This window comes from Pseudomonas sp. AIG (genome assembly GCF_977020205.1).
The window spans coordinates 75,532-98,259 of sequence record NZ_CDROCK010000012.1; the positions used below are offsets into that span (position 1 = coordinate 75,532).

The window sequence follows — 22,728 nt, forward strand, 5'->3', positions numbered from 1 at the left end:
CGGCCGCGCACATGTAAGTCAAGGATCCTATGAGCAAGCCCACTGTCGACCCTACCTCGAATGCCAAGTCCGGCCCTGCCGTGCCGGTCAATTTCCTGCGGCCGATCATCCAGGCAGACCTGGACTCGGGCAAGCACACCCAGATCGTCACCCGTTTCCCGCCTGAGCCCAACGGCTACCTGCACATCGGCCACGCCAAGTCGATCTGCGTGAACTTCGGCCTGGCCCAGGAGTTCGGCGGCGTTACGCACTTGCGTTTCGACGACACCAACCCGGCCAAGGAAGACCAGGAATACATCGACGCGATCGAAAGCGACGTCAAATGGCTAGGCTTCGAGTGGTCCGGCGAAGTGCGCTACGCCTCGCAGTATTTCGACCAGTTGCACGACTGGGCCGTTGAGCTGATCAAGGCCGGCAAAGCCTACGTCGACGACCTGACCCCAGAGCAAGCCAAGGAATACCGTGGCAGCCTGACCGAGCCGGGCAAGAACAGCCCGTTCCGCGACCGTTCGGTTGAAGAGAACCTCGACTGGTTTGCGCGCATGCGCGCCGGTGAATTCGCCGATGGCGCCCGCGTGCTGCGTGCCAAAATCGACATGGCCTCGCCGAACATGAACCTGCGCGACCCGATCATGTACCGCATCCGTCACGCGCATCACCACCAGACCGGCGACAAGTGGTGCATCTACCCGAACTACGACTTCACCCACGGTCAGTCGGACGCCATCGAAGGCATCACCCACTCGATCTGCACCCTCGAGTTCGAAAGCCATCGCCCGCTGTACGAGTGGTTCCTCGACGCGTTGCCAGTGCCGGCGCACCCGCGTCAGTACGAGTTCAGCCGTCTGAACCTCAACTACACCATCACCAGCAAGCGCAAGCTCAAGCAACTGGTCGATGAAAAGCACGTCAACGGTTGGGACGACCCGCGCATGTCCACGCTGTCGGGCTTCCGCCGCCGTGGCTATACGCCGAAATCGATCCGCAACTTCTGCGAAATGATCGGCACCAACCGTTCCGACGGCGTAGTTGACTTCGGCATGCTCGAATTCAGCATCCGTGACGACCTCGATCACACCGCACCGCGTGCCATGTGTGTACTGCGTCCGCTGAAAGTGGTCATCACCAACTACCCGGAAGGCCAGGTCGAGAACCTCGAACTGCCGCGCCACCCGAAAGAAGACATGGGCGTGCGCGCGCTGCCATTCGCCCGGGAAATCTACATCGACCGTGACGACTTCATGGAAGAGCCGCCGAAGGGCTACAAGCGCCTGGAACCGGCCGGTGAAGTGCGTCTGCGCGGCAGCTACGTGATCCGTGCCGACGAAGCGATCAAGGACGCCGACGGCAACATCGTCGAACTGCGTTGCTCGTACGACCCGGAAACTCTGGGTAAAAACCCTGAAGGCCGCAAGGTCAAAGGCGTGATCCACTGGGTGCCGGCCGCCGCCAGCGTCGAGTGCGAAGTGCGTCTGTACGATCGTCTGTTCCGTTCGGCCAACCCAGAGAAGGCTGAAGACAGCGCGAGTTTCCTCGACAACATCAACCCTGATTCGCTGCAGGTACTCACCGGTTGTCGCGCGGAGCCATCGCTTGGCAATGCACAGCCGGAAGACCGTTTCCAGTTCGAGCGCGAAGGCTACTTCGTTGCCGATTTGAAGGACTCGAAACCAGGTCAGCCGGTATTCAACCGTACCGTGACCCTGCGTGATTCGTGGGGCCAGTGATTCAGCGTCAAGGAAATATAAAGTGCTGACGATCTACAACACGCTCACCAAGAGCAAAGAAGTCTTCAAGCCGCTCGATGGCAACAAGGTGCGCATGTACGTCTGCGGGATGACCGTGTACGACTACTGCCACCTTGGCCACGGCCGCAGCATGGTTGCGTTCGACCTGGTGACCCGCTGGTTGCGGTTCAGCGGTTACGACCTGACCTACGTGCGCAACATCACCGACATCGACGACAAGATCATCAACCGCGCCAACGAGAACGGTGAATCGTTCGAAGCGTTGACCGAGCGCATGATCGCCGCGATGCACGAAGACGAAGCGCGCCTGAACATCAAGAAGCCGGACATGGAACCGCGCGCCACGGATCACATTCCGGGCATGCACGCGATGATCCAGACCTTGATCGACAAGGGTTACGCCTACGCCCCGGGCAACGGTGACGTGTACTACCGCGTCGCCAAGTTCATGGGCTACGGCAAACTGTCGCGCAAGAAGATCGAAGACCTGCGCATCGGCGCGCGGATCGAAGTCGACGAGTCGAAACAGGATCCGCTCGACTTCGTTCTGTGGAAAGCCGCCAAACCGGGCGAGCCGAGTTGGGAATCGCCATGGGGCGCCGGGCGTCCGGGTTGGCACATCGAGTGCTCGGTGATGTCCACCTGCTGCCTGGGCGAGACTTTCGACATTCATGGCGGCGGCAGCGACCTCGAGTTCCCGCACCACGAAAACGAAATCGCCCAGAGCGAAGCGGCCACCGGCAAGACCTACGCCAACGCGTGGATGCATTGCGGCATGATTCGCATCAATGGCGAGAAGATGTCCAAGTCCTTGAACAACTTCTTCACCATTCGCGACGTGCTGGAAAAGTACCACCCGGAAGTCGTGCGTTACCTGCTGGTGTCGAGCCACTACCGCAGCGCGATCAACTACTCGGAAGACAACCTCAAGGACGCCAAAGGCGCACTCGAGCGTTTCTACCACGCGTTGAAAGGCCTGCCGACTGTAGCGCCGGCTGGCGGCGAAGCCTTCGTCGAGCGTTTCACCACGGTGATGAACGACGACTTCGGCACGCCGGAAGCCTGCGCGGTGCTGTTCGAGATGGTGCGTGAGATCAACCGTCTGCGTGAGAGCGATCTCGATGCGGCGGCGGGTCTGGCGGCGCGTCTGAAAGAGCTGGCGAGTGTGTTGGGTGTTTTGCAGCTCGAAGCCGATGACTTTTTGCAGGCGGGCGCTGAAGGGCGTGTCGATGCGGCTGAAGTGGATGCACTGATTGCGGCGCGTCTGGCGGCGCGTGCGGGTAAGGATTGGGCTGAGTCCGATCGGATTCGTGATCAGCTGACGGCGATGGGTGTTGTGCTGGAAGACGGCAAGGGTGGGACTACCTGGCGTCTGGCTGACTGAGATCAGGGACGCGGAGCGTCCCGGGCTGCATTCCCACGCGGAGCGTGGGAACGATCAACAAAACCCGCCTTGTGCGGGTTTTTGTTTGGCCGCGAGAAAAGCCCCTCACCCTAACCCTCCCGAAACGTCGGACCGCCCGGAGGGAGAGGGGACCGAATGGGGGATGCTCAAGAGATACGCCGACTTGAAAGTTTTTCTCCGAATCCATAATCGACACAGTCTTTCAGGTCGATGCACAACGCCAGACACCTCGGTCAGCTCCCTCTCCCTCCGGGAGAGGGCTGGGGTGAGGGTTGCTTTTGACGTTCGCGTAGGTCTTGATGTCGGCAACGCGTTCAGCCGGATGCTGAGCGGCGATGATCATGTAAGGGAAACATCATGGCAAATCACTACCGCGAGCTGCTGACAACCCCAGGTGCCACCGGGTTAGTGCTCGCGAGTTCTATCGCCCGATTGCCTCAGGCAATGATCGGCATCGGCATCATCACCATGCTGGTGCAGCAAACCGGGGTTTACTGGCTGGCCGGCACCGTCGCCGGGACGTTCACCCTGGCCAATGCACTGCTCGGCCCGTACATCTCGAGACTGGTCGATCAACATGGCCAGAGCCGCGTGCTACCCGTCGTCACGGCGTTCAGCATTGCCATGTTGCTGGCCCTGATCCTTGCGGTTTACATGCGGGCACCGGCCGCACTGCTGTTTGTGCTGGCCGCACTGGCGGGGACGATGCCGAGCATGCCGTCGATGATCCGCGCGCGATGGTCGCAATTGTTCCGGGGCAAGCCGCAGCTGCACACGGCGTTTTCGCTGGACACGGTCCTCACCGAAATGGCCTACATCGTTGGCCCGCCACTGGCGATCGGTTTGAGCGTGAGCTTTTTCGCTGAAGCCGGGCCCCTTGTTGCGGTCGGGCTGTTGGCTGTCGGGGTCACGGCATTTCTCCTGCAGCGCCAGACTGAACCCAAGGTTGTCGTCGGCCACGCCAGCCACAGTGGCTCGACCTTGCTGATTCCCGGCGTTCGCACCATTGTCCTCGCGTTGTTGGCGATGGGTGTCATTGGCGGAGCAATCGATGTCGCCGTCGTGGCGTTCGCCAATGCGCAAGGCTGGCCAGCCTCCGCAACCTTCATCCTCGCCGCCTATGCGTTTGGCTCACTGGTCGCGGGACTGACATCCGGTGCGATGAGGGTTTCGCTGGCGATCGAAAAACAGTTCCTGATCGGGATATTGGTCACGGCGTTCACCGGCGTGTTGCCGATTTTTGCAGCGGACGTTTACGTCCTGTCAGCGACGCTGTTTATCGCCGGCATCTCGTTTGCGCCAACGATGGTCGTGGTGATGAAGCTGGGGACGATCATCATCCCGCCATCGCGGATCACCGAAGGGCTGACGTGGATGACCACGGGTATCAGCATTGGCGTTGCGCTGGGCGGCATGCTGGCGGGGCTGGTGATTGATGCCTGGGGCGCGCGGGCGGGGTTTGGTGTGGCGATTGGCGCGGGGATCATGATGGTGGTGGTTGTGTTGGTCGGGTTGCGTACATTGGGGGCGGCTTCGGCTGTGCAGGTTGAGCCGGAATTTTCGCCCTCACCCTAGCCCTCTCCCGCAGGAGAGGGGACTGATTAGGGGATGCTCACGAGATACGCCGACCTGAACGTGATGCTTTGAATCCATAATCGACTGGTTTTTTCAGGTCGATGTACCCCGCCAGACACCTCGGTCGGCTCCCTCTCCCTCCGGGAGAGGGATGGGCGGGCGGCGTTCCGATGAGGGGAACGGGATTCACTCAACCTTCAATCTGCCGCAACCGCTTATAAAGCGTATTCCGACTCACCCCCAACCGCCGCGCCAAATGGGAAATATTACCCCCGGAAGCCTTCAACTCCCGGTTCAACGCTTCAACATCATTCAGATCCAGCCCCAACGGCGCCGCGCTCCCCACCGGCTCCATCTCCAGATCCACAAAAAAATCATCCGGCAAATGCTCCGGCCTCACCGGTTGCTCCTCGGCCATGGCCAGCGCCACCTGCATCACGCTGCTGACCTGACGCAAATTCCCCGGCCACGGATGCCTTTCAAACAACGCCAACACTTCCTGACTCAGCCCGGCCCATTGCGTCGGCTCACGATGCTGTTCCCACAGCCGTTTAAACAACGCCTCCTTATCACTGCGCTCTCGCAGCGGCGGCAACTCCAACGTCAGCCCACCAATGCGGTAGTACAAATCCTCACGGAAACGCCCCAACTGCACTTGTTCGCGCAAAGAACGGTTAGTCGCCGAAATGATCCGCAAATCCACTGGGAATAACTCGCTACTGCCCACCGGTTGCACGCAACGCTCCTGCAATACCCTCAGTAATCGCGCCTGAGTCGGCAATGGCATGTCGCCGATTTCATCGAGGAACAACGTGCCTTTGTCAGCTTTGCGAATCAGGCCGATGCTGCCTTTCTGGTTGGCGCCGGTGAATGCGCCTTTCTCGTAGCCGAATAACTCGGACTCGACCAGTTCGGCGGGGATCGCCGCGCAGTTGACGGCAATGAACGCCTGTTTGCTGCGAGAGCTGGCCTGGTGCAGTGCTTTGACGAAGACCTCTTTGCCGACCCCGGTTTCGCCATGGATCAGCAATGGAATGTCTTTTTCCAGCAAACGCTCAGCCTGACGCACGGCTTTTTCCACGCGGCTGTCGCCGAAGTGCAGGGTGTTGAGGCTGATGGCGGTAGGCGCGGCGGTTTGGGGTTCAGCAGCAAAAACGCGCGGCTGAATCGACGCCTGCATCGGCCGCTTCAACAAACACTGAAAGCGGTTTCGCCCGGACGTCTGCAAGGCAAACGGCAAGCCATCCGGCTGGTTGATCAACTCCAGCAGCGACACCTTGAACAGACTTTCAACACTCCCCCGCGACAAGCGCACACCGAGCAAATTGTCCGCACGGCGATTGGCCGACAACACCTGACCACTCTCATCAAAAATCAACAATCCGGCCCACTGACTGTCGAGGTTGTTCAATCCGGTGTTGAAAGTCAGTTGAAAATGCTGGCCATGGAACAGGTTGAGAATCAGCCGGTTCTCCACGGTCTGGCTCATCATCTTGACCATGCCTAGCGTGTGCGAGGGCGGCAGATAGCTGTCGCTGGACACATCCAGCACCGCGATCACCTTGCGCTCAGCGTCGAAAATCGGCGCGGCAGAACCGGTCATGAAGCGGTTGGCCTTGAGAAAGTGTTCATCGTGTTCGATATGCACCGCTTGTTCACACGCCAGCGCCGTGCCGATCGCATTGGTGCCGCTGGTGCGTTCCACCCAACTCGCGCCGGCCTGAAAGCCCCGGGCCAGATTCGGCTCGATAAAGCGCTGCGTGCCCCACGAGGTCAGCACCTGGCCCTGATTGTCGGCGAGCATGATCAGGCAGTTGGAATTGCTCAGGATGTTTTCGTAATAGGGCAGGACTTCCTGATGCGTGGTCTGCACCAGTGAATGATGGCTGTCGAGCAGATGGGCGATGCCGGCGGCAGGCAACTGATCGAAGGCGGGCGTGCTTTGGTGGTCGAGACCGAACGCGCGGCAACGTTGCCAGGACGTCTGGACGATCGCGTCGTGGGACAGCGGCGGGGCAGGTGCGGCCATGGCAGTGGGCCTCTGATGCAGCGATTTTTATTGTTGTTATGAACCCCAATCCTGAGCAAAACACAGATCAACTGTGGGAGCGAGCTCGCTCGCGAAAGCGTCGTATCAGTCACCGAATCGGTTGAATGACACACTGCATTCGCGAGCAAGCTCGCTCCCACAGGATCTCCGGTGTTCACCGAAATGGGTTCATAGAGTGTTGTTCACTATTGTTCATTGTCAATCGCCCATCTGTTCAAATGTGTTCAGCAATGAACGCTCAATCCCCACGCTTTCAACGATTTTCACGACAAATCAAGCACTTGCCATTTCTGGCACGAAACTCGCTCCCGTGCACAGGTCGCTTGACTCCAATAATAAAAAGGCCGAGCCATGTCACTCACCCTGGAGCACGTCAGCCGTACCGTCGAGGGCCAGACCTGGATCGACGATGCGTGCCTGAAATTCGAACCCGGTTCGTTCAACGTTTTGCTCGGCCGTACGCTGTCCGGCAAAACCAGCCTCATGCGTTTAATGGCCGGGCTCGATAAGCCCGACAGCGGTCGCATCCTGATGAACGGCGTCGACGTCACCCAACGCCCGGTGCGTCTGCGCAACGTGTCGATGGTCTATCAGCAGTTCATCAACTACCCGACCATGACCGTGTTCGAGAACATCGCCTCGCCACTGCGTCAGGCCGGTGTGTCGAAAGAGATCATCCACAGCAAAGTGCAGGAAACCGCGAAGATGCTGCGCATCGAGAAGTTTCTGCAGCGCTATCCGCTGGAACTCTCCGGCGGCCAACAGCAGCGCACCGCCATGGCCCGCGCATTGGTCAAGGATGCCGAGCTGATTCTGTTCGATGAGCCGCTGGTCAACCTCGACTACAAACTGCGCGAAGAACTGCGTCAGGAAATGCGCGAGCTGTTCAAGGCGCGGCACACCATTGCCATTTACGCCACCACCGAACCCAACGAAGCGCTGGCACTCGGCGGTACCACGACCATTCTTCACGAAGGCCGGGTGATTCAGAGCGGCCCGTCGACCTCGGTGTATCACCAGCCGCAAACCGTGCTCGCCGCTGAATTGTTTTCCGAGCCACCGATCAACCTGATGCCCGGGCGCATCGCCGGCAACGAAGTCAGTTTCGCCAATTTTGTCCACTTCCCGTTGAACGTCGATCTGCGTCCGGTAGGCGAGGGCGAGTTCCGTTTTGGCGTGCGCCCCAGCCACATCTCGCTGGTGCCGAGCAACGATGACGACCTCGAACTGGCGGTCACTGTCGAAGTCGCCGAGATCAGTGGTTCGGAAACCTTCCTGCACGTGCGCAACGAGCATTTTCTGCTGGTGCTGCACCTGCCCGGCGTTCACGAATACGACGTCGATGCGCCGATCCGCATTTACATCCCGACCCATAAACTGTTCGTTTTCGATGCGCAGGGCCGTCTGGTGCAAGCACCGGGCCGGCGTGTCGCGAGGGTTGCCTGATGGCCGAAATCCGTTTGCAGCACCTCGCCCACAGCTACAGCAAAACCCCGAGCGGCGCGGAGGATTACGCGATCCGCGAGATGGATCACGTCTGGGAGCAGGGCGGTGCTTACGCCTTGCTCGGGCCGTCGGGTTGCGGCAAGTCAACGTTGCTCAACATCATTTCCGGCCTGCTCAGCCCTTCGCAGGGCCATGTGTTGTTCGACGGCAAAGCGGTCAACGACCTGACGCCGGAAAAGCGCAACATCGCTCAGGTTTTCCAGTTTCCGGTGGTCTACGACACCATGACCGTGTTCGATAACCTCGCCTTTCCGTTGCGCAATCAGGGCATGGCCGAGGCGAAAGTGCACAGCAAAGTGCAGGAAATTGCCGAAGTCCTCGACCTGCAAAACCTGCTGAGCAAAAAGGCGCGCAACCTCACCGCCGACGAAAAACAGAAAGTTTCGATGGGCCGTGGTCTGGTCCGTGACGACGTTTCGGCGATTCTTTTCGATGAACCGCTGACGGTGATCGACCCGCACCTGAAGTGGAAACTGCGGCGCAAGCTCAAGCAGATCCACGAGCAGTTCAACATCACCATGGTCTACGTCACCCACGATCAACTGGAGGCTTCGACTTTCGCCGACAAGATCGCGGTGATGTACGGCGGTCAGATTGTCCAGTTCGGCACGCCACGGGAATTGTTCGAGCGGCCGAGCCACACCTTTGTCGGCTACTTCATCGGCAGCCCGGGGATGAACCTGATCGAGGTGCAGCCGCAGCCCGGTGGCGTCGGTTTCGCTTCGACGCATCTGCCGCTGTCTGACGCCATGCAACGGCATATCGAACACGGTCAGTGGAAAAATCTGAAGGTCGGCATCCGTCCCGAGTTCATTCACGTGTGGGACGAGCCGTTTGATGACGCGATGCAGGCCCGGGTCGTACACGTCGAAGACCTCGGCACCTACAAGATCATGACCCTCGACCTCGACGGCGCCCCGTTGAAAGTACGTCTGGCCGAGGACAAACCGGTGCCGCAGGGCACGGCGTACATCAGTTTTCCGGCGCAGTGGCTGATGGTTTATGCCGATGAGTTTCTGCTTGAAGCCGACGAAGAGGTGCAGCCATGAACAAGGTGCAGAACAACAAGGCCTGGTGGCTGGTGTTGCCGGTGTTTCTGCTGGTGGCGTTCAGTGCGGTGATCCCGATGATGACCGTGGTCAACTATTCGGTGCAGGACATTTTCGACCAGTCCAGCCGCTATTTCGTCGGCGCCGACTGGTACAAGCAAGTGCTGCTCGATCCACGTCTGCACGACTCATTGCTGCGCCAGTTCATCTATTCAGCTTGTGTGTTGTTGATTGAAATTCCGCTGGGTATTGCCGTCGCGCTGACCATGCCGACCAAGGGCCGCTGGTCGTCGGTGGTGCTGATCATTCTGGCGATTCCGTTGCTGATCCCGTGGAACGTGGTCGGCACCATCTGGCAGATTTTCGGCCGTGCCGACATCGGTCTGCTCGGTTCCAGCCTCAATGCGCTGGGCATCAGCTACAACTACGCGGCCAACACCATGGACGCCTGGGTGACGGTGCTGGTGATGGACGTCTGGCACTGGACTTCACTGGTAGCGCTGCTGTGCTTCTCCGGTTTGCGCGCGATTCCCGATGTGTATTACCAGGCCGCGCGCATTGATCGGGCCTCGGCGTGGGCGGTGTTCAGGCATATTCAATTGCCCAAGCTGAAGAGCGTGCTGCTGATCGCGGTGATGCTGCGCTTCATGGACAGTTTCATGATCTACACCGAGCCGTTCGTGCTCACCGGCGGCGGGCCGGGTAATGCCACGACCTTCTTGAGTCAGACGTTGACCCAGATGGCCGTAGGACAATTCGACCTCGGTCCGGCAGCGGCGTTTTCGCTGGTGTACTTCCTGATCATCCTGTTGGTGTCCTGGCTGTTCTACACCGCCATGACGCACTCCGACGCCAACCGCTGAGGCCCGGCCATGAGCAAACGGCTTACCCCTATGAAAAAAGTTATTCCACTGCTGGTGTACATCCTGTTTCTGCTGGTGCCGATCTACTGGCTGCTGAACATGTCGTTCAAGAGCAACACCGAAATCCTCGGTGGCCTGACGCTATTTCCGCAGGATTTCACCTGGCACAACTACAAGGTGATCTTCACTGATCCGAGTTGGTACAACGGTTATCTCAACTCGCTGTATTACGTGAGTTTGAACACGGTGATCTCGCTGAGCGTGGCGTTGCCGGCGGCGTATGCGTTTTCGCGCTACCGTTTTCTCGGCGACAAGCACCTGTTCTTCTGGCTGCTGACCAACCGTATGGCGCCGCCAGCGGTATTTTTGCTGCCGTTCTTCCAGTTGTATTCGTCGATTGGCCTGTTCGATACGCACATCGCCGTGGCCTTGGCGCATTGCCTGTTTAACGTGCCATTGGCGGTGTGGATTCTCGAAGGTTTCATGTCTGGGGTTCCGAAGGAAATTGACGAAACCGCCTACATCGACGGCTACAGTTTCCCCAAGTTCTTCGTGAAGATTTTCATCCCGCTGATCGGTTCCGGGATCGGTGTCACGGCGTTTTTCTGCTTTATGTTTTCCTGGGTCGAACTGCTCCTCGCGCGCACGTTGACCTCGGTAAACGCCAAGCCAATTGCGGCGGTGATGACGCGCACGGTTTCTGCATCGGGTATCGATTGGGGCGTGCTGGCAGCGGCGGGGGTGCTGACCATTCTGCCGGGCATGCTGGTGATCTGGTTTGTTCGCAACCACGTGGCCAAGGGCTTTGCCCTCGGTCGGGTCTGAGGAGCTGATGATGGAATGGATGAGTTGGACCACCCCGACAGCCGCGTTCTTCATCGTCATCGGCCTGATTCTGGTCGGCATGACCACCTGGGAATTGCGTTCGCCGAGCATCCTGCGGCGAGGTTTTCTACCGATTGCCACCACCCGTGGCGATCGCTTGTTTATCGGTCTTCTCGGCAGCGCCTACCTGCATTTGCTGGTGATCGGCGCCACCGACTGGAGCATCTGGGTGGCGTCCGCGTTGTCCCTGGTGTGGCTGTTGGCTGTGATGCGTTGGGGCTAGTCGAGTCGTTCGGCAACGCGGCTCCACAACTTAAACAGGAGGTCTCTATGTTCGACAAAAACAATAAGCTGCGACATAGCATTTCATTGGCAGCCATGCTGGCACTCAGCGGTTTGAGCGCCGCCGCGTGGGCCGATGCCTACGAAGACGCGGCGAAAAAATGGATCGGCAGTGAATTCAAACCGTCGACCCTGACGGCCGAGCAGCAACTCGAAGAGTTGAAGTGGTTCATCAAGGCCGCCGAGCCGTTTCGCGGCATGGAGATCAAGGTCGTTTCCGAGACCCTGACCACCCACGAATACGAGTCGAAAGTGCTGGCCAAGGCCTTCAGCGAAATCACCGGGATCAAGCTCACCCACGACCTGCTGCAAGAAGGCGACGTGGTCGAGAAAATGCAGACGGTGATGCAGTCCGACAAGAATATTTATGACGGCTGGGTCAATGACTCGGACCTGATCGGTACGCACTTTCGCTACGGAAAAACCGAATCGATCACCGACCTGATGGCCAACGAAGGCAAGAACTTCACTTCGCCGACCCTCGACATCAAGGACTTCATCGGCATCTCGTTCACCACCGCGCCGGACGGCAAGATCTATCAACTGCCCGACCAGCAATTCGCCAACCTCTACTGGTTCCGCGCCGACTGGTTTGAACGCGCCGATCTGAAAGCCAAGTTCAAGGAAAAGTACGGCTACGAATTGGGCGTGCCGGTGAACTGGTCGGCCTATGAAGACATCGCCAAATTCTTCAGCGAAGACGTCAAGGAAATCGACGGCAAACGCGTTTACGGACACATGGACTACGGCAAGAAAGACCCGTCGCTGGGCTGGCGCTTCACCGATGCCTGGTTCTCCATGGCCGGTGGCGGCGACAAGGGTTTGCCCAACGGTTTGCCGGTGGACGAGTGGGGGATTCGTGTCGAGGACTGCCACCCGGTGGGTTCCAGCGTGACTCGCGGCGGCGATACCAACGGCCCGGCGGCGGTGTTCGCCACGCAGAAATACGTCGACTGGCTCAAGGCTTATGCACCACCGGAAGCGGCGGGCATGACCTTCTCCGAGTCGGGCCCGGTGCCGTCGCAGGGCAACATCGCGCAGCAGATCTTCTGGTACACCGCGTTCACCGCTGACATGACCAAACCGGGCCTGCCGGTGGTCAACGCCGACGGCACGCCGAAATGGCGCATGGCGCCATCGCCGCGCGGGCCGTATTGGGAAGAGGGCATGAAGCTCGGTTATCAGGACGTGGGTTCGTGGACGTTCATGAAATCCACGCCTGAGAAGCAGAAGCTGGCGGCGTGGCTGTACGCGCAGTTCGTCACCTCGAAAACTGTCTCGTTGAAGAAAACCATCGTCGGCCTGACGCCGATTCGCGAGTCGGACATCAATTCGCAAGCGATGACCGATCTGGCGCCGAAACTCGGTGGCCTGGTCGAGTTCTACCGCAGCCCGGCCCGCGTGCAATGGACCCCGACCGGGACCAACGTGCCGGACTACCCGCGTCTGGCGCAACTGTGGTGGAGCCACATCGCCGAAGCGGCCAGCGGCGAGAAGACCCCGCAACAGGCGCTGGATGGCTTGGCCAAGGATCAGGACGCGATCATGACGCGCCTCGAACGCTCCAAGGCCCAAGCAGTGTGTGCACCGAAGATGAACCCGGAACGCGATGCGCAATACTGGTTTGATCAGCCGGGCGCACCGAAACCGAAACTGGCCAACGAGAAGCCGAAGGGCGAGACCGTGAGCTACAACGAACTGCTGAAATCGTGGGCGGATGCGCGCAAGTGATAGGGGAAGTGTGAAAGGCGAACGGCACCGGAAGGTGCCGTTTTCTTTACTGCCTGTGCCATTGCTATCGCGAGCAGGCTCACTCCTACAGAGGTTTGCGGCGTACACCGCATCTGTGAACGACACAAAAACCTGTAGGCCTTCGCCTGCTCGCGATAGCGGTGTGTCAGTCGAAAAAGATATCGACTGACCCGCCGCCATCGCTTGCAGGCAAGCTCCCACAGGTTTTGGCGGTGTCCACACATTTTGTGGATGACTATTGTCCCTGTGGGAGTGAGCTTGCTCGCGAAGGCTGAGTATCAGGCAGTGCAGATATTGAAGGACCTACCGCCATCGCGAGCAGGCGAAGGCCTACAGGTTTCAGTGGTGTCCACAATCCTGAGTACCCCGCAAATCACTGTGGGAGCTTGCCTGCAAGCGAAGGGGTCATTGGCGTCACCGCAGGAAACCCAAGACGAAACACGGTCATCGCCCCCGGCAAGCTCTTAACCTCCGCCACACCCTGATGCAGGCTCATGATCGAGCGCACGATCGCCAGCCCCAACCCCGTGCTGCCCTGCGAGCGTGAGCGGCTGCTGTCGACGCGGTAGAAGCGGTCGAACAGATGTGGCAGGGGTTGCGCCCCAATCCCGGCGCCGGGGTTGCTGACCAGCAGGGAGGCCTGCGTCGCACTCTGTTCAATCAGCAGCGTCACGGTTTTCCCAGCAGGGCAGTGGCGCAGCGCATTCGACAGCAAATTCGAAATAGCCCGCTGAATCATCAGCCGATCGCCCATCACCTGTGCGCTGCCAATGACATTCAAATGGATCTGCTTATCCTGCGCCGACAACGAAAACATCTCGGCGACTTTCGCCACTTCAACCTGCAGCGCCACCGATTCAAACGGCGCCAGCGCCGACGGATGACTTACCTGCGCGAGAAACAACATGTCCGAGACAATCCGCGCCACACGCTCCAGTTCCTCGGTGCACGACACCAGCACGTCCTTGTATTCCTCGGTCGTGCGCTCGCGGGACAAGGTCACCTGCGCCTTGCCCATCAGGTTGTTGATCGGTGTGCGCAGCTCATGCGCCAGGTCATCTGAGAACTGCGACAACTGCTGCACCCCGGCGTCCAGCCGATGCAGCATGAAGTTGATGCCCTGCGCCAGTTCGCTCAATTCCTGCGGCATGTTGACCACGGACAATCGATGTTCCAGGTCCTGGGTCGAGACCATCGCCGCCACTTTGCGAAACTCGCGCAGCGGCGCCAACCCGCGTTGCACCGCGCCCCACGCGGTCAAGCCGATAAACACCAGCAACAACGGCAAGGCCATCAGCGTCGAGCGCAGATAGGCGCTGAGCAAGGCCTGATCGTGCGCGTTGTCCATCGACAGCAGCACCGGCACGCTGTTGCCGTCCTTGAGACGAATCAGCTTGGAAACCGTGAGGAATTTCGCCCCTTCAGCATCAATGCTGTCGGAGTAGGTCAATTGATCAGTGGTCGCCCGCACCGCTTTCAATTCAACCCGTGGATCGGTCAAACCGCTGCCGGATTTGAGCAGCGGCGCGCGCAGCTTCGAGCGGTCATAAATCGTCAGCGTCAGGTTGTCATGGCCCATGACCTGATCGAGCAGAATGTGCGGTTTGCCGGTGATTTCATTGGCATCGACGTACAACGACAGGCTGTGCTCGACCTGCGCCATCTTCTTTTCCAGACTGTCGCGCGATAGCGCGTTCAGCTCATGGGTCAGCGCGAAATAGGCGAGGATCGCCAAAAAAACCACCAGCAGCGCGCCGAGAATACTCACCGTCAAACCGAGGCGCATTGACAGGCTGGAAGGCTTCATTCCCGCGCCTCCAACACATAGCCGACACCGCGCAGGGTGTGTATGAGTTTGCTGTCGAACGGGTCGTCGATCTTCGCCCGCAAACGGCGGATCGACACCTCGACCACATTGGTGTCGCAGTCGAAATTCATGTCCCACACCAGCGAGATGATCTGCGTGCGGGTCAGCACTTCGCCGGACTGGCGCATCAGCAGGTGCAGCAGGGCGAACTCCTTGGTGGTCAGGTCGATACGCTGCGCACCACGAAACGCGCGATGGCGGCCCGGATCGAGTTCCAGATCGGCGACTTTCAACACCTGCGGCACCGGGATGTTTTCGCTACGACGCATCAAGGTGCGCACCCGCGCCAGCAGTTCGGGAAACTCGAATGGCTTGACCAGATAATCGTCGGCACCCAGATCGAGACCGCGAATCTTGTCTGCCAGACGCCCGCGCGCGGTGAGCATCATCACCCGCGTGGAGTGGGTGCGACGCAGTTGTTCCAGCACACCCCAGCCATCCAGTTCCGGCAGGTTCACGTCGAGAATAATCAGGTCATAGGCCTGCTGTTGCGCCAGGTGCAGGCCATCGGCACCGGTGGCGGCGTGGTCAACAACATAACCACTTTCGGTCAAACCCTGATGCAAGTATTCGGCAGCTTTAAGCTCGTCCTCGACGACAAGGATTCGCATGATCTTTCACCACTTATATTTAATGGGTATTTAATTTAGGTGACTGGGAAAGTTATTGTTTTTTTAAGGTCTTCCGGACGTTGTTCAATAACGATAAGAAGCCCCTCACCCTAACCCTCTCCCAGAGGGAGAGGGGACTAAACGTGGGATGCTTCAGAACTGCACCGACGTGGAACATCTTTACGGAATCCATAGTCGACTTGATTTAACAGGTCGGTGGAAAGTGTCATACACCTCGGTCAGCTCCCTCTCCCCCCGGGAGAGGGCTGGGGTGAGGGGAAGTGCGGACAATAAAGGTTGTAGCGGCTACAGGGTCAACCACCAAGCGCTTTAAAACGGTGCTCTGCGACAGCCGGTCGCAGCAAAAGCCACAAAATTCCCATGAGTTTGATTCCTGCAAGTGCAATTCAGCAGATAACTACCGTGTTTTTGTTTCGATGTATTTCGATAACGCCGATTGCACTTCGCATCCTAGAACAAAACAACTTCCGCAAACCGTGGATAACAGATTTGTAATGTTCCAGTCACCTTGTCGATAAGTTCAAAACCCTACCGTGGCGGCATCCGAGATACTTGAATAAAGGAAGTCTTCCATTGCCCGGTTTAATAGAACTGACGGCGCGATCACGCCTGAAAAAAACCGCCAGCGGCATCCTGTTGCTGGCCTGTACCAGCCTTGCAAACGCCGCGACCCTGACCCTGGATCAAGCCCTGCAAAGCGCTTTCGCCGGCAACCCGGATTTAGCCGCCGCGCAATGGGAAATCGGCATTGCCGAAGGTGACCGCCAACAGGCCGGTCTGATCCCCAATCCCGAAGTGTCGTGGGAGGCCGAGGACACTCGGCGCAATTCGCGCACCACCACGGTGATGCTCAGTCAGCCGATTGAGCTGGGCGGCAAACGCGGTGCACGCATCGATGTCGCCAGCCGTGCGCAAGACGCTGCCGGCATCGAGCTTGCGCGCAAGCGCAATGCCTTGCGTGCCGATGTGATTCAGGCGTTCAACAGCGCGCAAACCGCGCAGCAACGTTTGCAGCTGTCGCGCCAGTCGCTGCAACTGGCCGAGCACGGTTTACGCGTGGCGCAGGGGCGCATCGAGGCGGGTAAATCGTCGCCGGTTGAGGGCACGCGGGCGCAAGTGCAGCTCTCGGAAGTGCGCCTGGAGCTGAGCCGCGCCGAGCGCGATCAGGCCACCGCGTACCAACAATTGGCGCAAGTCATGGGCGCGCCGTTGCCGACCTCGACCAAGGTGCAGGCCCCCACGCAAAACATGCCGGCCGTACCACCACCGACACGATTGCTCGAGCGTCTGAACGAGACTGCCGAACTGCGTCTGGCCAAGTTGCAGATCGATCAGCGCGAAGCATCGTTGGGCCTGGAAAAGTCCCAGCGCATCCCCGATCTCACCGTGAGCATCGGCAGCCAATACAGCGAAACCGAGCGCGAGCGGGTCAACGTGGTCGGCCTGTCGATGCCGATTCCGCTGTTCAACCGCAATCAGGGCAACGTGCTCGCCGCAGCGCGCCGCACCGATCAGGCGCGGGATCTGCGCAACGCCACCGAGCTGCGCTTGCGCACGGAAATCCAGACCAGCCTCGAGCAATGGCAGACCGCCAACGGCGAAGTCACTGCGTTCAACCAGACCATCCTGCCCGCCGCGCAAAGTGCGGTCGACAGCGCCACGCGCGGTTTCGAAATGGGCAAGTTCGGCTTCCTCGATGTGCTCGATGCGCAACGCACATTGATCAGCGCTCGCAGCCAGTACATCCAGGCCGTCAGCGAGGCGACCGACGCCCGCGTACGCATCGAACGGATCTTCGGCGACCTCAACGTCAGCCGTTGAATTTCACCTTTCACATCACTGCGCGCAGCTACGGCGCAGAGGAGTTTCCATGGATAAAAAACTGATGGTGGTCGCGGTGGCGACATTGGCACTGGGCATTGGTATCGGCTCGCAGTGGTCAGGTAACGCAAGCATCGACGCGCATGCCGACGAGGCTTCCGAGCATGCCGATCACGCTGAAGAAGGTGCAGCGGCTGAACATGCCGAAGAAGGACACATTGAATTGAGCGCCGAACAGATCACCGCTGCCGGTATTCAACTCGCCGAAGCAAAGGCGCAGAACCTCAGCCTCGGCCTGCCGTTCCCCGGCGAAGTGCGCTTCGACGAAGACCGCACCGCCCACGTCGTGCCGCGCGTGCCGGGCGTGGTCGAGTCGGTGGCGGTCAACCTCGGGCAAACGGTGAAGAAGGGCCAGTTGCTGGCGGTGATCGCCAGTCAGCAGATCTCTGATCAACGCAGCGAACAAGCCGCCGCGCAACGTCGTTTGGCCTTGGCGCGCACCACCTATGAGCGCGAGAAAAAGCTCTGGCAGGACAAAATCTCGGCCGAGCAGGATTTCCTCCAGGCGCGCCAGGCACTGCAAGAGGCAGAAATTGCCGTAAGCAATGCCCGGCAAAAGATCAGCGTGCTCAGCGGCAGCGTGGTCGCCACCGGCGGCAATCGCTATGAACTGCGCGCGCCGTTCGATGGCGTGGTGGTGGAAAAACACCTGACGCCGGGCGAGGTGGTCGATGAAACCACGGCGGCGTTCACCCTCTCGGATTTGTCGCGAGTGTGGGTGACGTTCGGCGTTTCACCGAAGGATCTGAACAAGGTTCAAGTAGGCAAAGCGGTCACCGTCAGCGCCCCGGAACTCAACGCGGAAGTGGTTGGCAGCGTGGCTTACGTCGGCAGTCTGCTCGGCGAGCAAACCCGCACCGCGACCGTTCGCGTCACCCTGGAAAACCCGCAAGGCTCATGGCGCCCCGGTCTGTTCGTCACTGCGCTGGTCGCGACCGACAGCCGCGAAGCGAAAGTCGCCGTGCCGGAAACCGCGATCCAGACCGTAGAGGACAAACCCACGGTGTTCGTGCGTACCGACGACGGCTTCGAAGCGCGCGCGGTAGAGCTGGGCAGCCGCGCCGCCGGCCATGTGGAAATCACTCAAGGCCTGGAACCGGGCGTGCAAGTCGCCAGCGCCGGCAGCTTCGTCCTCAAATCGGAACTGGGCAAAGCCTCGGCCGAGCATTCCCACTGATCCCGGAAGGTCCTCATGTTCGAACGCCTGATCCAGTTTGCCATCGAGCAGCGCATCATCGTCCTGCTCGCCGTTCTGCTCATGGCCGGCCTCGGCATCGCCAGTTATCAAAAACTGCCGATCGACGCCGTGCCCGACATCACTAACGTCCAGGTGCAGATCAACACCGGCGCCGCCGGGTTCTCGCCGCTGGAAACCGAACAGCGCATCACCTTCCCGATTGAAACCGCGATGGCCGGTCTGCCGGCACTCGAACAGACCCGTTCGCTGTCGCGCTCGGGCCTCTCGCAAGTGACGGTGATCTTCAAGGACGGCACTGACCTGTTCTTCGCCCGCCAATTGGTCAACGAGCGCTTGCAGATCGCCAAGGAGCAATTGCCCGAAGGCGCGGAAGCGGTCATGGGGCCGATTTCCACCGGTCTCGGCGAGATCTTTTTGTGGACAGTCGAGGCGAAGGAGGGCGCGCTCAAGGACGACGGCACCGCGTACACGCCGACCGATCTGCGGGTGATTCAGGACTGGATCATCAAGCCGCAATTGCGCAACGTACCCGGTGTCGCCGAGATCAACACCATCGGTGGTTTCGCCAAGGAATATCAGATCGCGCCGGACCCGAAACGCCTGGCCGCGTACAAACTGACCCTCACCGATCTGGTCACCGCGCTGGAACGCAACAACGCCAACGTCGGCGCCGGTTACATCGAGCGCAGCGGCGAGCAATTGCTGATCCGCGCGCCGGGGCAAGTGGCGAGCACCGAGGACATCGCCAACATCGTCATGGCCAATGTCGACGGCACGCCGATCCGCGTGAAGAACGTCGCCAGCGTGGAAATCGGCCGCGAATTGCGCAGCGGTGCGGCCACGGAAAACGGTCGTGAAGTGGTGCTCGGCACGGTGTTCATGTTGATCGGCGAGAACAGCCGCACGGTCTCGCAAGCGGTCGCCAGCAAGCTCGAACAGATCAACAAATCTCTTCCGCAAGGCGTGATCGCCGTGCCGGTGTACGACCGCACGCACCTGGTCGACAAAGCCATCGCCACGGTGAAAAAGAACCTCATCGAAGGCGCGATTCTGGTGATCGCGATTCTGTTTCTGTTCCTCGGCAACATCCGCGCGGCGCTGATTACTGCGATGGTGATTCCGCTGTCGATGCTGTTCACCTTTACTGGCATGTTCAGCAACAAGGTCAGTGCCAACCTGATGAGCCTTGGTGCGCTGGACTTCGGGATTATTGTCGACGGCGCGGTGGTGATCGTTGAAAACACCCTGCGCCGCCTGGCCCATGCGCAGCAACACCACGGTCGTTTGCTGACCCGTGCCGAGCGTTTCAAGGAAGTCTTTGCAGCGGCAAAAGAGGCGCGACGACCGCTGATTTTCGGCCAGTTGATCATCATGGTCGTGTACCTGCCGATCTTCGCCCTGAGCGGCGTCGAAGGGAAAATGTTCCATCCGATGGCGTTCACTGTGGTCATCGCTTTGCTCGGTGCCATGCTGCTTTCCGTGACCTTTGTGCCGGCGGCGATTGCGCTGTTCGTGACTGGCAAGGTCAAGGAAGAAGAGGGCGCGGTGATGCGTGGCGCACGTCGTGTTTATGCGCCGGCGCTGGCTTGGGTCATGTCCCATCGCGCAATCGCAGTGGGCGCGGCGTTGGGCGTGATCGTGCTCAGCGGTGTGCTCACCAGCCGCATGGGCAGCGAGTTTGTGCCGAGCCTCAGTGAGGGCGATTTTGCCCTGCAAGCCTTGCGCGTGCCGGGCACCAGCCTGACGCAATCGGTGGACATGCAGCAGCGCCTGGAAACGCTGATTCTGGCGAAGGTGCCGGAAGTCGAACGCGTCTTTGCTCGCACCGGCACGGCGGAAATTGCTTCCGATCCGATGCCGCCGAACATCTCCGACAGCTATGTGATGCTCAAGCCGAAAGAGCAGTGGCCGGACCCGGGCAAGTCCCGTGAAACCTTGATGGCCGAACTGCAAGCCGCCGCCGCAACGCTGCCGGGCAGCAACTATGAACTGTCGCAGCCGATTCAACTGCGCTTCAACGAACTGATCTCCGGGGTGCGCAGTGACGTCGCGGTGAAGGTGTTCGGCGATGACATGGACGTGCTCAACGCCACCGCTGCGAAAATTGCCGCAGCAATGCAAAAGGTTAACGGCGCCTCTGAAGTCAAGGTCGAACAAACCACTGGCTTGCCGGTGCTGACCATCAATATCGATCGCGACAAGGCGGCGCGTTATGGGCTGAATGTGGGTGATGTGCAGGACACCATTGCCGTTGCGGTCGGTGGGCGTAAGGCCGGGACGTTGTATGAGGGTGATCGGCGTTTCGACATGGTCGTGCGCTTGTCCGATGCCATGCGCAAGGACATCGACGGCTTGTCGGCGTTGCTGATTCCGGTGCCGGCGCCTTTGAATGGCGCGGCGAATCAAATCGGCTTTATCGCGCTGCAAGACGTCGCCAGCCTCGACCTGGTGCTCGGGCCGAATCAGGTCAGCCGCGAGAACGGCAAGCGTCTGGTGATCGTCAGCGCCAACGTGCGCGGGCGTGATATCGGCTCGTTCGTCAGCGAGGCCGGCGAAGTGATCGAACGTGATGTGCAAGTGCCGGCCGGTTACTGGACCAGTTGGGGCGGACAGTTCGAGCAACTGCAATCGGCGGCCAAGCGTTTGCAGATTGTGGTGCCGGTGGCGTTGCTGTTGGTGTTCGGGTTGTTGTTCATGATGTTCAACAACCTGAAGGACGGCTTGCTGGTGTTTACCGGGATTCCGTTTGCGTTGACGGGTGGGGTCATGGCGCTGTGGTTGCGGGATATTCCGCTGTCGATTTCGGCGGGTGTCGGGTTTATTGCTTTGTCGGGTGTGGCAGTGTTGAACGGGTTGGTGATGATTGCGTTTATTCGTAATTTGCGTGAGGAGGGGCGCTCGCTTTCGGACGCGATTCATGAGGGGGCGCTGACGCGTTTGCGGCCGGTGTTGATGACCGCGCTGGTGGCGTCGCTGGGGTTTATTCCGATGGCGCTTGCGACCGGCACAGGCGCCGAAGTGCAGCGGCCGCTTGCCACCGTAGTGATCGGCGGAATCCTGTCCTCGACGATCCTCACGCTGCTGATCTTGCCGGCGCTCTATCAACTCGCCCATCGCCGGGATGAGGACGCCGTTCCAACTAAATAGGTAATCCCCCCTGTAGGCCTTCGCCTGCTCGCGATAGCGGTCTATCGGTCAGATCTAAATTGACTGACCCACCGCTATCGCGAGCAGGCGAAGGCCTACAGGTTTTGTGTTCGACTTCAGAAGTGCGCCCTGGAGATAACGGATATGTAATGTCCCCGCCACCGTCACGATAGGTTCGGATTGTTACCTTGATCCCGTCAGTTACTTAAACGAGGAATCAACGATGAAACTTGCCCAACTCACTGCCTTCGCCGCTGCTCTGGCGATCTCTTCTGTGGCCCTGGCCGAAGGCGGCGGCGACCGCACATTCGAGCGGATGATGAGCAGCAACGACCGCTCCATGGAACTCTTCGTCGCCAAGGAAAAAGCCGCCGGCAACCCGGTGGTCGTCACTGACAAGAAAGACGACAAAACCCGCGATCTGTAAGCCTGCTGCACCTGAACAAGCCCTTCATCGCGCATCGATGCCGGGCTTTTTTTTCAAGCCCGGACGGGAAGGAAATGGATATGAAAGTACTCAAGTTGATCGCATTCGCCGCTGTCATGGCGATGTCGGTGAATGTGCTGGCCGAAGGCGGTGGTGACCGCACCTTTGAACGCGCGCTCAGCGCCAACAGCAAAGCCATGGAACAGTACGCCGCCAACCAGGGCAAAGCGCCGCCGGCGGTGAAGGATTACGAATACGGCATGAAGCTGGACGTGGTCAAGGTGGTGAGCGTGGTGAAGCCACAGCCTGCGTGCAAAGTGGTGCCCACCGCGATGACCTACGAGGACTCCAAAGGCCAGCTCAACACCATCAAGTACAACGTGATGGGCGTATGTCGAAACGGCGGAAGCTGAATCCGCCACGCCAGAACGCGGCCCCGTGTAGGAGCTGCCGAAGGCTGC

The 22,728-nt window shown here is 59.7% G+C and carries 17 protein-coding genes; 14 read left to right on the top strand and 3 right to left on the bottom strand.

Annotation, left to right across the window (positions count from 1 at the left end; translation table 11 throughout):
- Positions 1–29 precede the first annotated feature (29 nt).
- The 3 genes from ACWR1S_RS10085 (at position 30) to ACWR1S_RS10095 (ending at position 4,728) form a co-directional block, all read left to right on the top strand.
- On the top strand, positions 30–1,727 hold the full coding sequence (locus ACWR1S_RS10085; RefSeq protein WP_077573640.1) for a glutamine--tRNA ligase/YqeY domain fusion protein: 1,698 nt from the start codon (positions 30–32) through the stop codon (positions 1,725–1,727).
- A 22-nt stretch (positions 1,728–1,749) separates the two neighbouring features.
- On the top strand, positions 1,750–3,132 hold the full coding sequence (gene cysS, locus ACWR1S_RS10090) for a cysteine--tRNA ligase (RefSeq protein ID WP_016986558.1): 1,383 nt from the start codon (positions 1,750–1,752) through the stop codon (positions 3,130–3,132).
- A gap of 378 nt (positions 3,133–3,510) precedes the next feature.
- Positions 3,511–4,728, top strand: coding sequence for an MFS transporter (locus tag ACWR1S_RS10095; protein ID WP_454563379.1), 1,218 nt, complete (start codon positions 3,511–3,513; stop codon positions 4,726–4,728).
- Positions 4,729–4,918: 190 nt separating this feature from the next.
- Here the strand turns inward: ACWR1S_RS10095 and ACWR1S_RS10100 are convergent, their stop codons facing one another.
- On the bottom strand, positions 4,919–6,757 hold the full coding sequence (locus ACWR1S_RS10100) for a sigma-54-dependent Fis family transcriptional regulator (RefSeq protein WP_454563380.1): 1,839 nt from the start codon (positions 6,755–6,757) through the stop codon (positions 4,919–4,921).
- A 372-nt stretch (positions 6,758–7,129) separates the two neighbouring features.
- Between ACWR1S_RS10100 and ACWR1S_RS10105 the strand changes: the two genes are divergently transcribed.
- From ACWR1S_RS10105 to ACWR1S_RS10130, 6 genes are read left to right on the top strand one after another with little or no spacing between them, the layout of a single operon-like run.
- On the top strand, positions 7,130–8,224 hold the full coding sequence (locus ACWR1S_RS10105) for an ABC transporter ATP-binding protein (protein WP_007912480.1): 1,095 nt from the start codon (positions 7,130–7,132) through the stop codon (positions 8,222–8,224).
- Positions 8,224–9,333 (top strand): ABC transporter ATP-binding protein, encoded by a 1,110-nt coding sequence (locus tag ACWR1S_RS10110; RefSeq protein ID WP_064389296.1) that lies wholly within the window; start codon positions 8,224–8,226, stop codon positions 9,331–9,333. Before ACWR1S_RS10105 ends, ACWR1S_RS10110 begins: the two co-directional genes overlap by 1 nt.
- Complete coding sequence (locus ACWR1S_RS10115) at positions 9,330–10,196, top strand: carbohydrate ABC transporter permease (RefSeq protein WP_007961995.1); 867 nt, start codon at positions 9,330–9,332, stop codon at positions 10,194–10,196. Before ACWR1S_RS10110 ends, ACWR1S_RS10115 begins: the two co-directional genes overlap by 4 nt.
- A 30-nt stretch (positions 10,197–10,226) precedes the next feature.
- Positions 10,227–11,021 carry a carbohydrate ABC transporter permease gene (locus ACWR1S_RS10120; RefSeq protein WP_454563381.1) on the top strand — a complete coding sequence of 265 codons (795 nt, stop codon included), beginning with the start codon at positions 10,227–10,229 and terminating at the stop codon, positions 11,019–11,021.
- A 10-nt stretch (positions 11,022–11,031) separates the two neighbouring features.
- Positions 11,032–11,304, top strand: coding sequence for a DUF2160 domain-containing protein (locus tag ACWR1S_RS10125; RefSeq protein WP_007912485.1), 273 nt, complete (start codon positions 11,032–11,034; stop codon positions 11,302–11,304).
- Positions 11,305–11,351: 47 nt separating this feature from the next.
- Positions 11,352–13,094 (top strand): ABC transporter substrate-binding protein, encoded by a 1,743-nt coding sequence (locus tag ACWR1S_RS10130; RefSeq protein WP_454563382.1) that lies wholly within the window; start codon positions 11,352–11,354, stop codon positions 13,092–13,094.
- A gap of 394 nt (positions 13,095–13,488) precedes the next feature.
- On the opposite strand, the gene ACWR1S_RS10135 is transcribed toward ACWR1S_RS10130, so the two are convergent.
- Together ACWR1S_RS10135 and ACWR1S_RS10140 are read right to left on the bottom strand one after the other, a co-directional pair.
- Positions 13,489–14,922, bottom strand: coding sequence for a heavy metal sensor histidine kinase (locus tag ACWR1S_RS10135; protein ID WP_454563383.1), 1,434 nt, complete (start codon positions 14,920–14,922; stop codon positions 13,489–13,491).
- A complete protein-coding gene (locus tag ACWR1S_RS10140) occupies positions 14,919–15,593 on the bottom strand; it encodes a heavy metal response regulator transcription factor (RefSeq protein ID WP_007920164.1) in 675 nt (224 codons plus the stop codon). The genes ACWR1S_RS10135 and ACWR1S_RS10140 overlap by 4 nt, the downstream gene beginning before the upstream one ends.
- A gap of 594 nt (positions 15,594–16,187) precedes the next feature.
- Here ACWR1S_RS10140 and ACWR1S_RS10145 point away from each other — a divergent pair.
- From ACWR1S_RS10145 to ACWR1S_RS10165, 5 genes are all read left to right on the top strand, one after another.
- Positions 16,188–17,435 (top strand): TolC family protein, encoded by a 1,248-nt coding sequence (locus ACWR1S_RS10145; protein ID WP_454563384.1) that lies wholly within the window; start codon positions 16,188–16,190, stop codon positions 17,433–17,435.
- Positions 17,436–17,484: 49 nt separating this feature from the next.
- Positions 17,485–18,672 carry an efflux RND transporter periplasmic adaptor subunit gene (locus ACWR1S_RS10150; RefSeq protein WP_454563385.1) on the top strand — a complete coding sequence of 396 codons (1,188 nt, stop codon included), beginning with the start codon at positions 17,485–17,487 and terminating at the stop codon, positions 18,670–18,672.
- A 15-nt stretch (positions 18,673–18,687) separates the two neighbouring features.
- Complete coding sequence (locus ACWR1S_RS10155; protein WP_454563386.1) at positions 18,688–21,840, top strand: CusA/CzcA family heavy metal efflux RND transporter; 3,153 nt, start codon at positions 18,688–18,690, stop codon at positions 21,838–21,840.
- 223 nt (positions 21,841–22,063) lie between these two features.
- Entirely contained in the window at positions 22,064–22,267 is a 204-nt protein-coding gene (locus tag ACWR1S_RS10160) for a co-regulatory protein PtrA N-terminal domain-containing protein (protein ID WP_454563387.1), read from the top strand.
- A gap of 80 nt (positions 22,268–22,347) precedes the next feature.
- Positions 22,348–22,680, top strand: coding sequence for a DUF2790 domain-containing protein (locus ACWR1S_RS10165; RefSeq protein ID WP_454563388.1), 333 nt, complete (start codon positions 22,348–22,350; stop codon positions 22,678–22,680).
- Positions 22,681–22,728 lie beyond the last annotated feature (48 nt).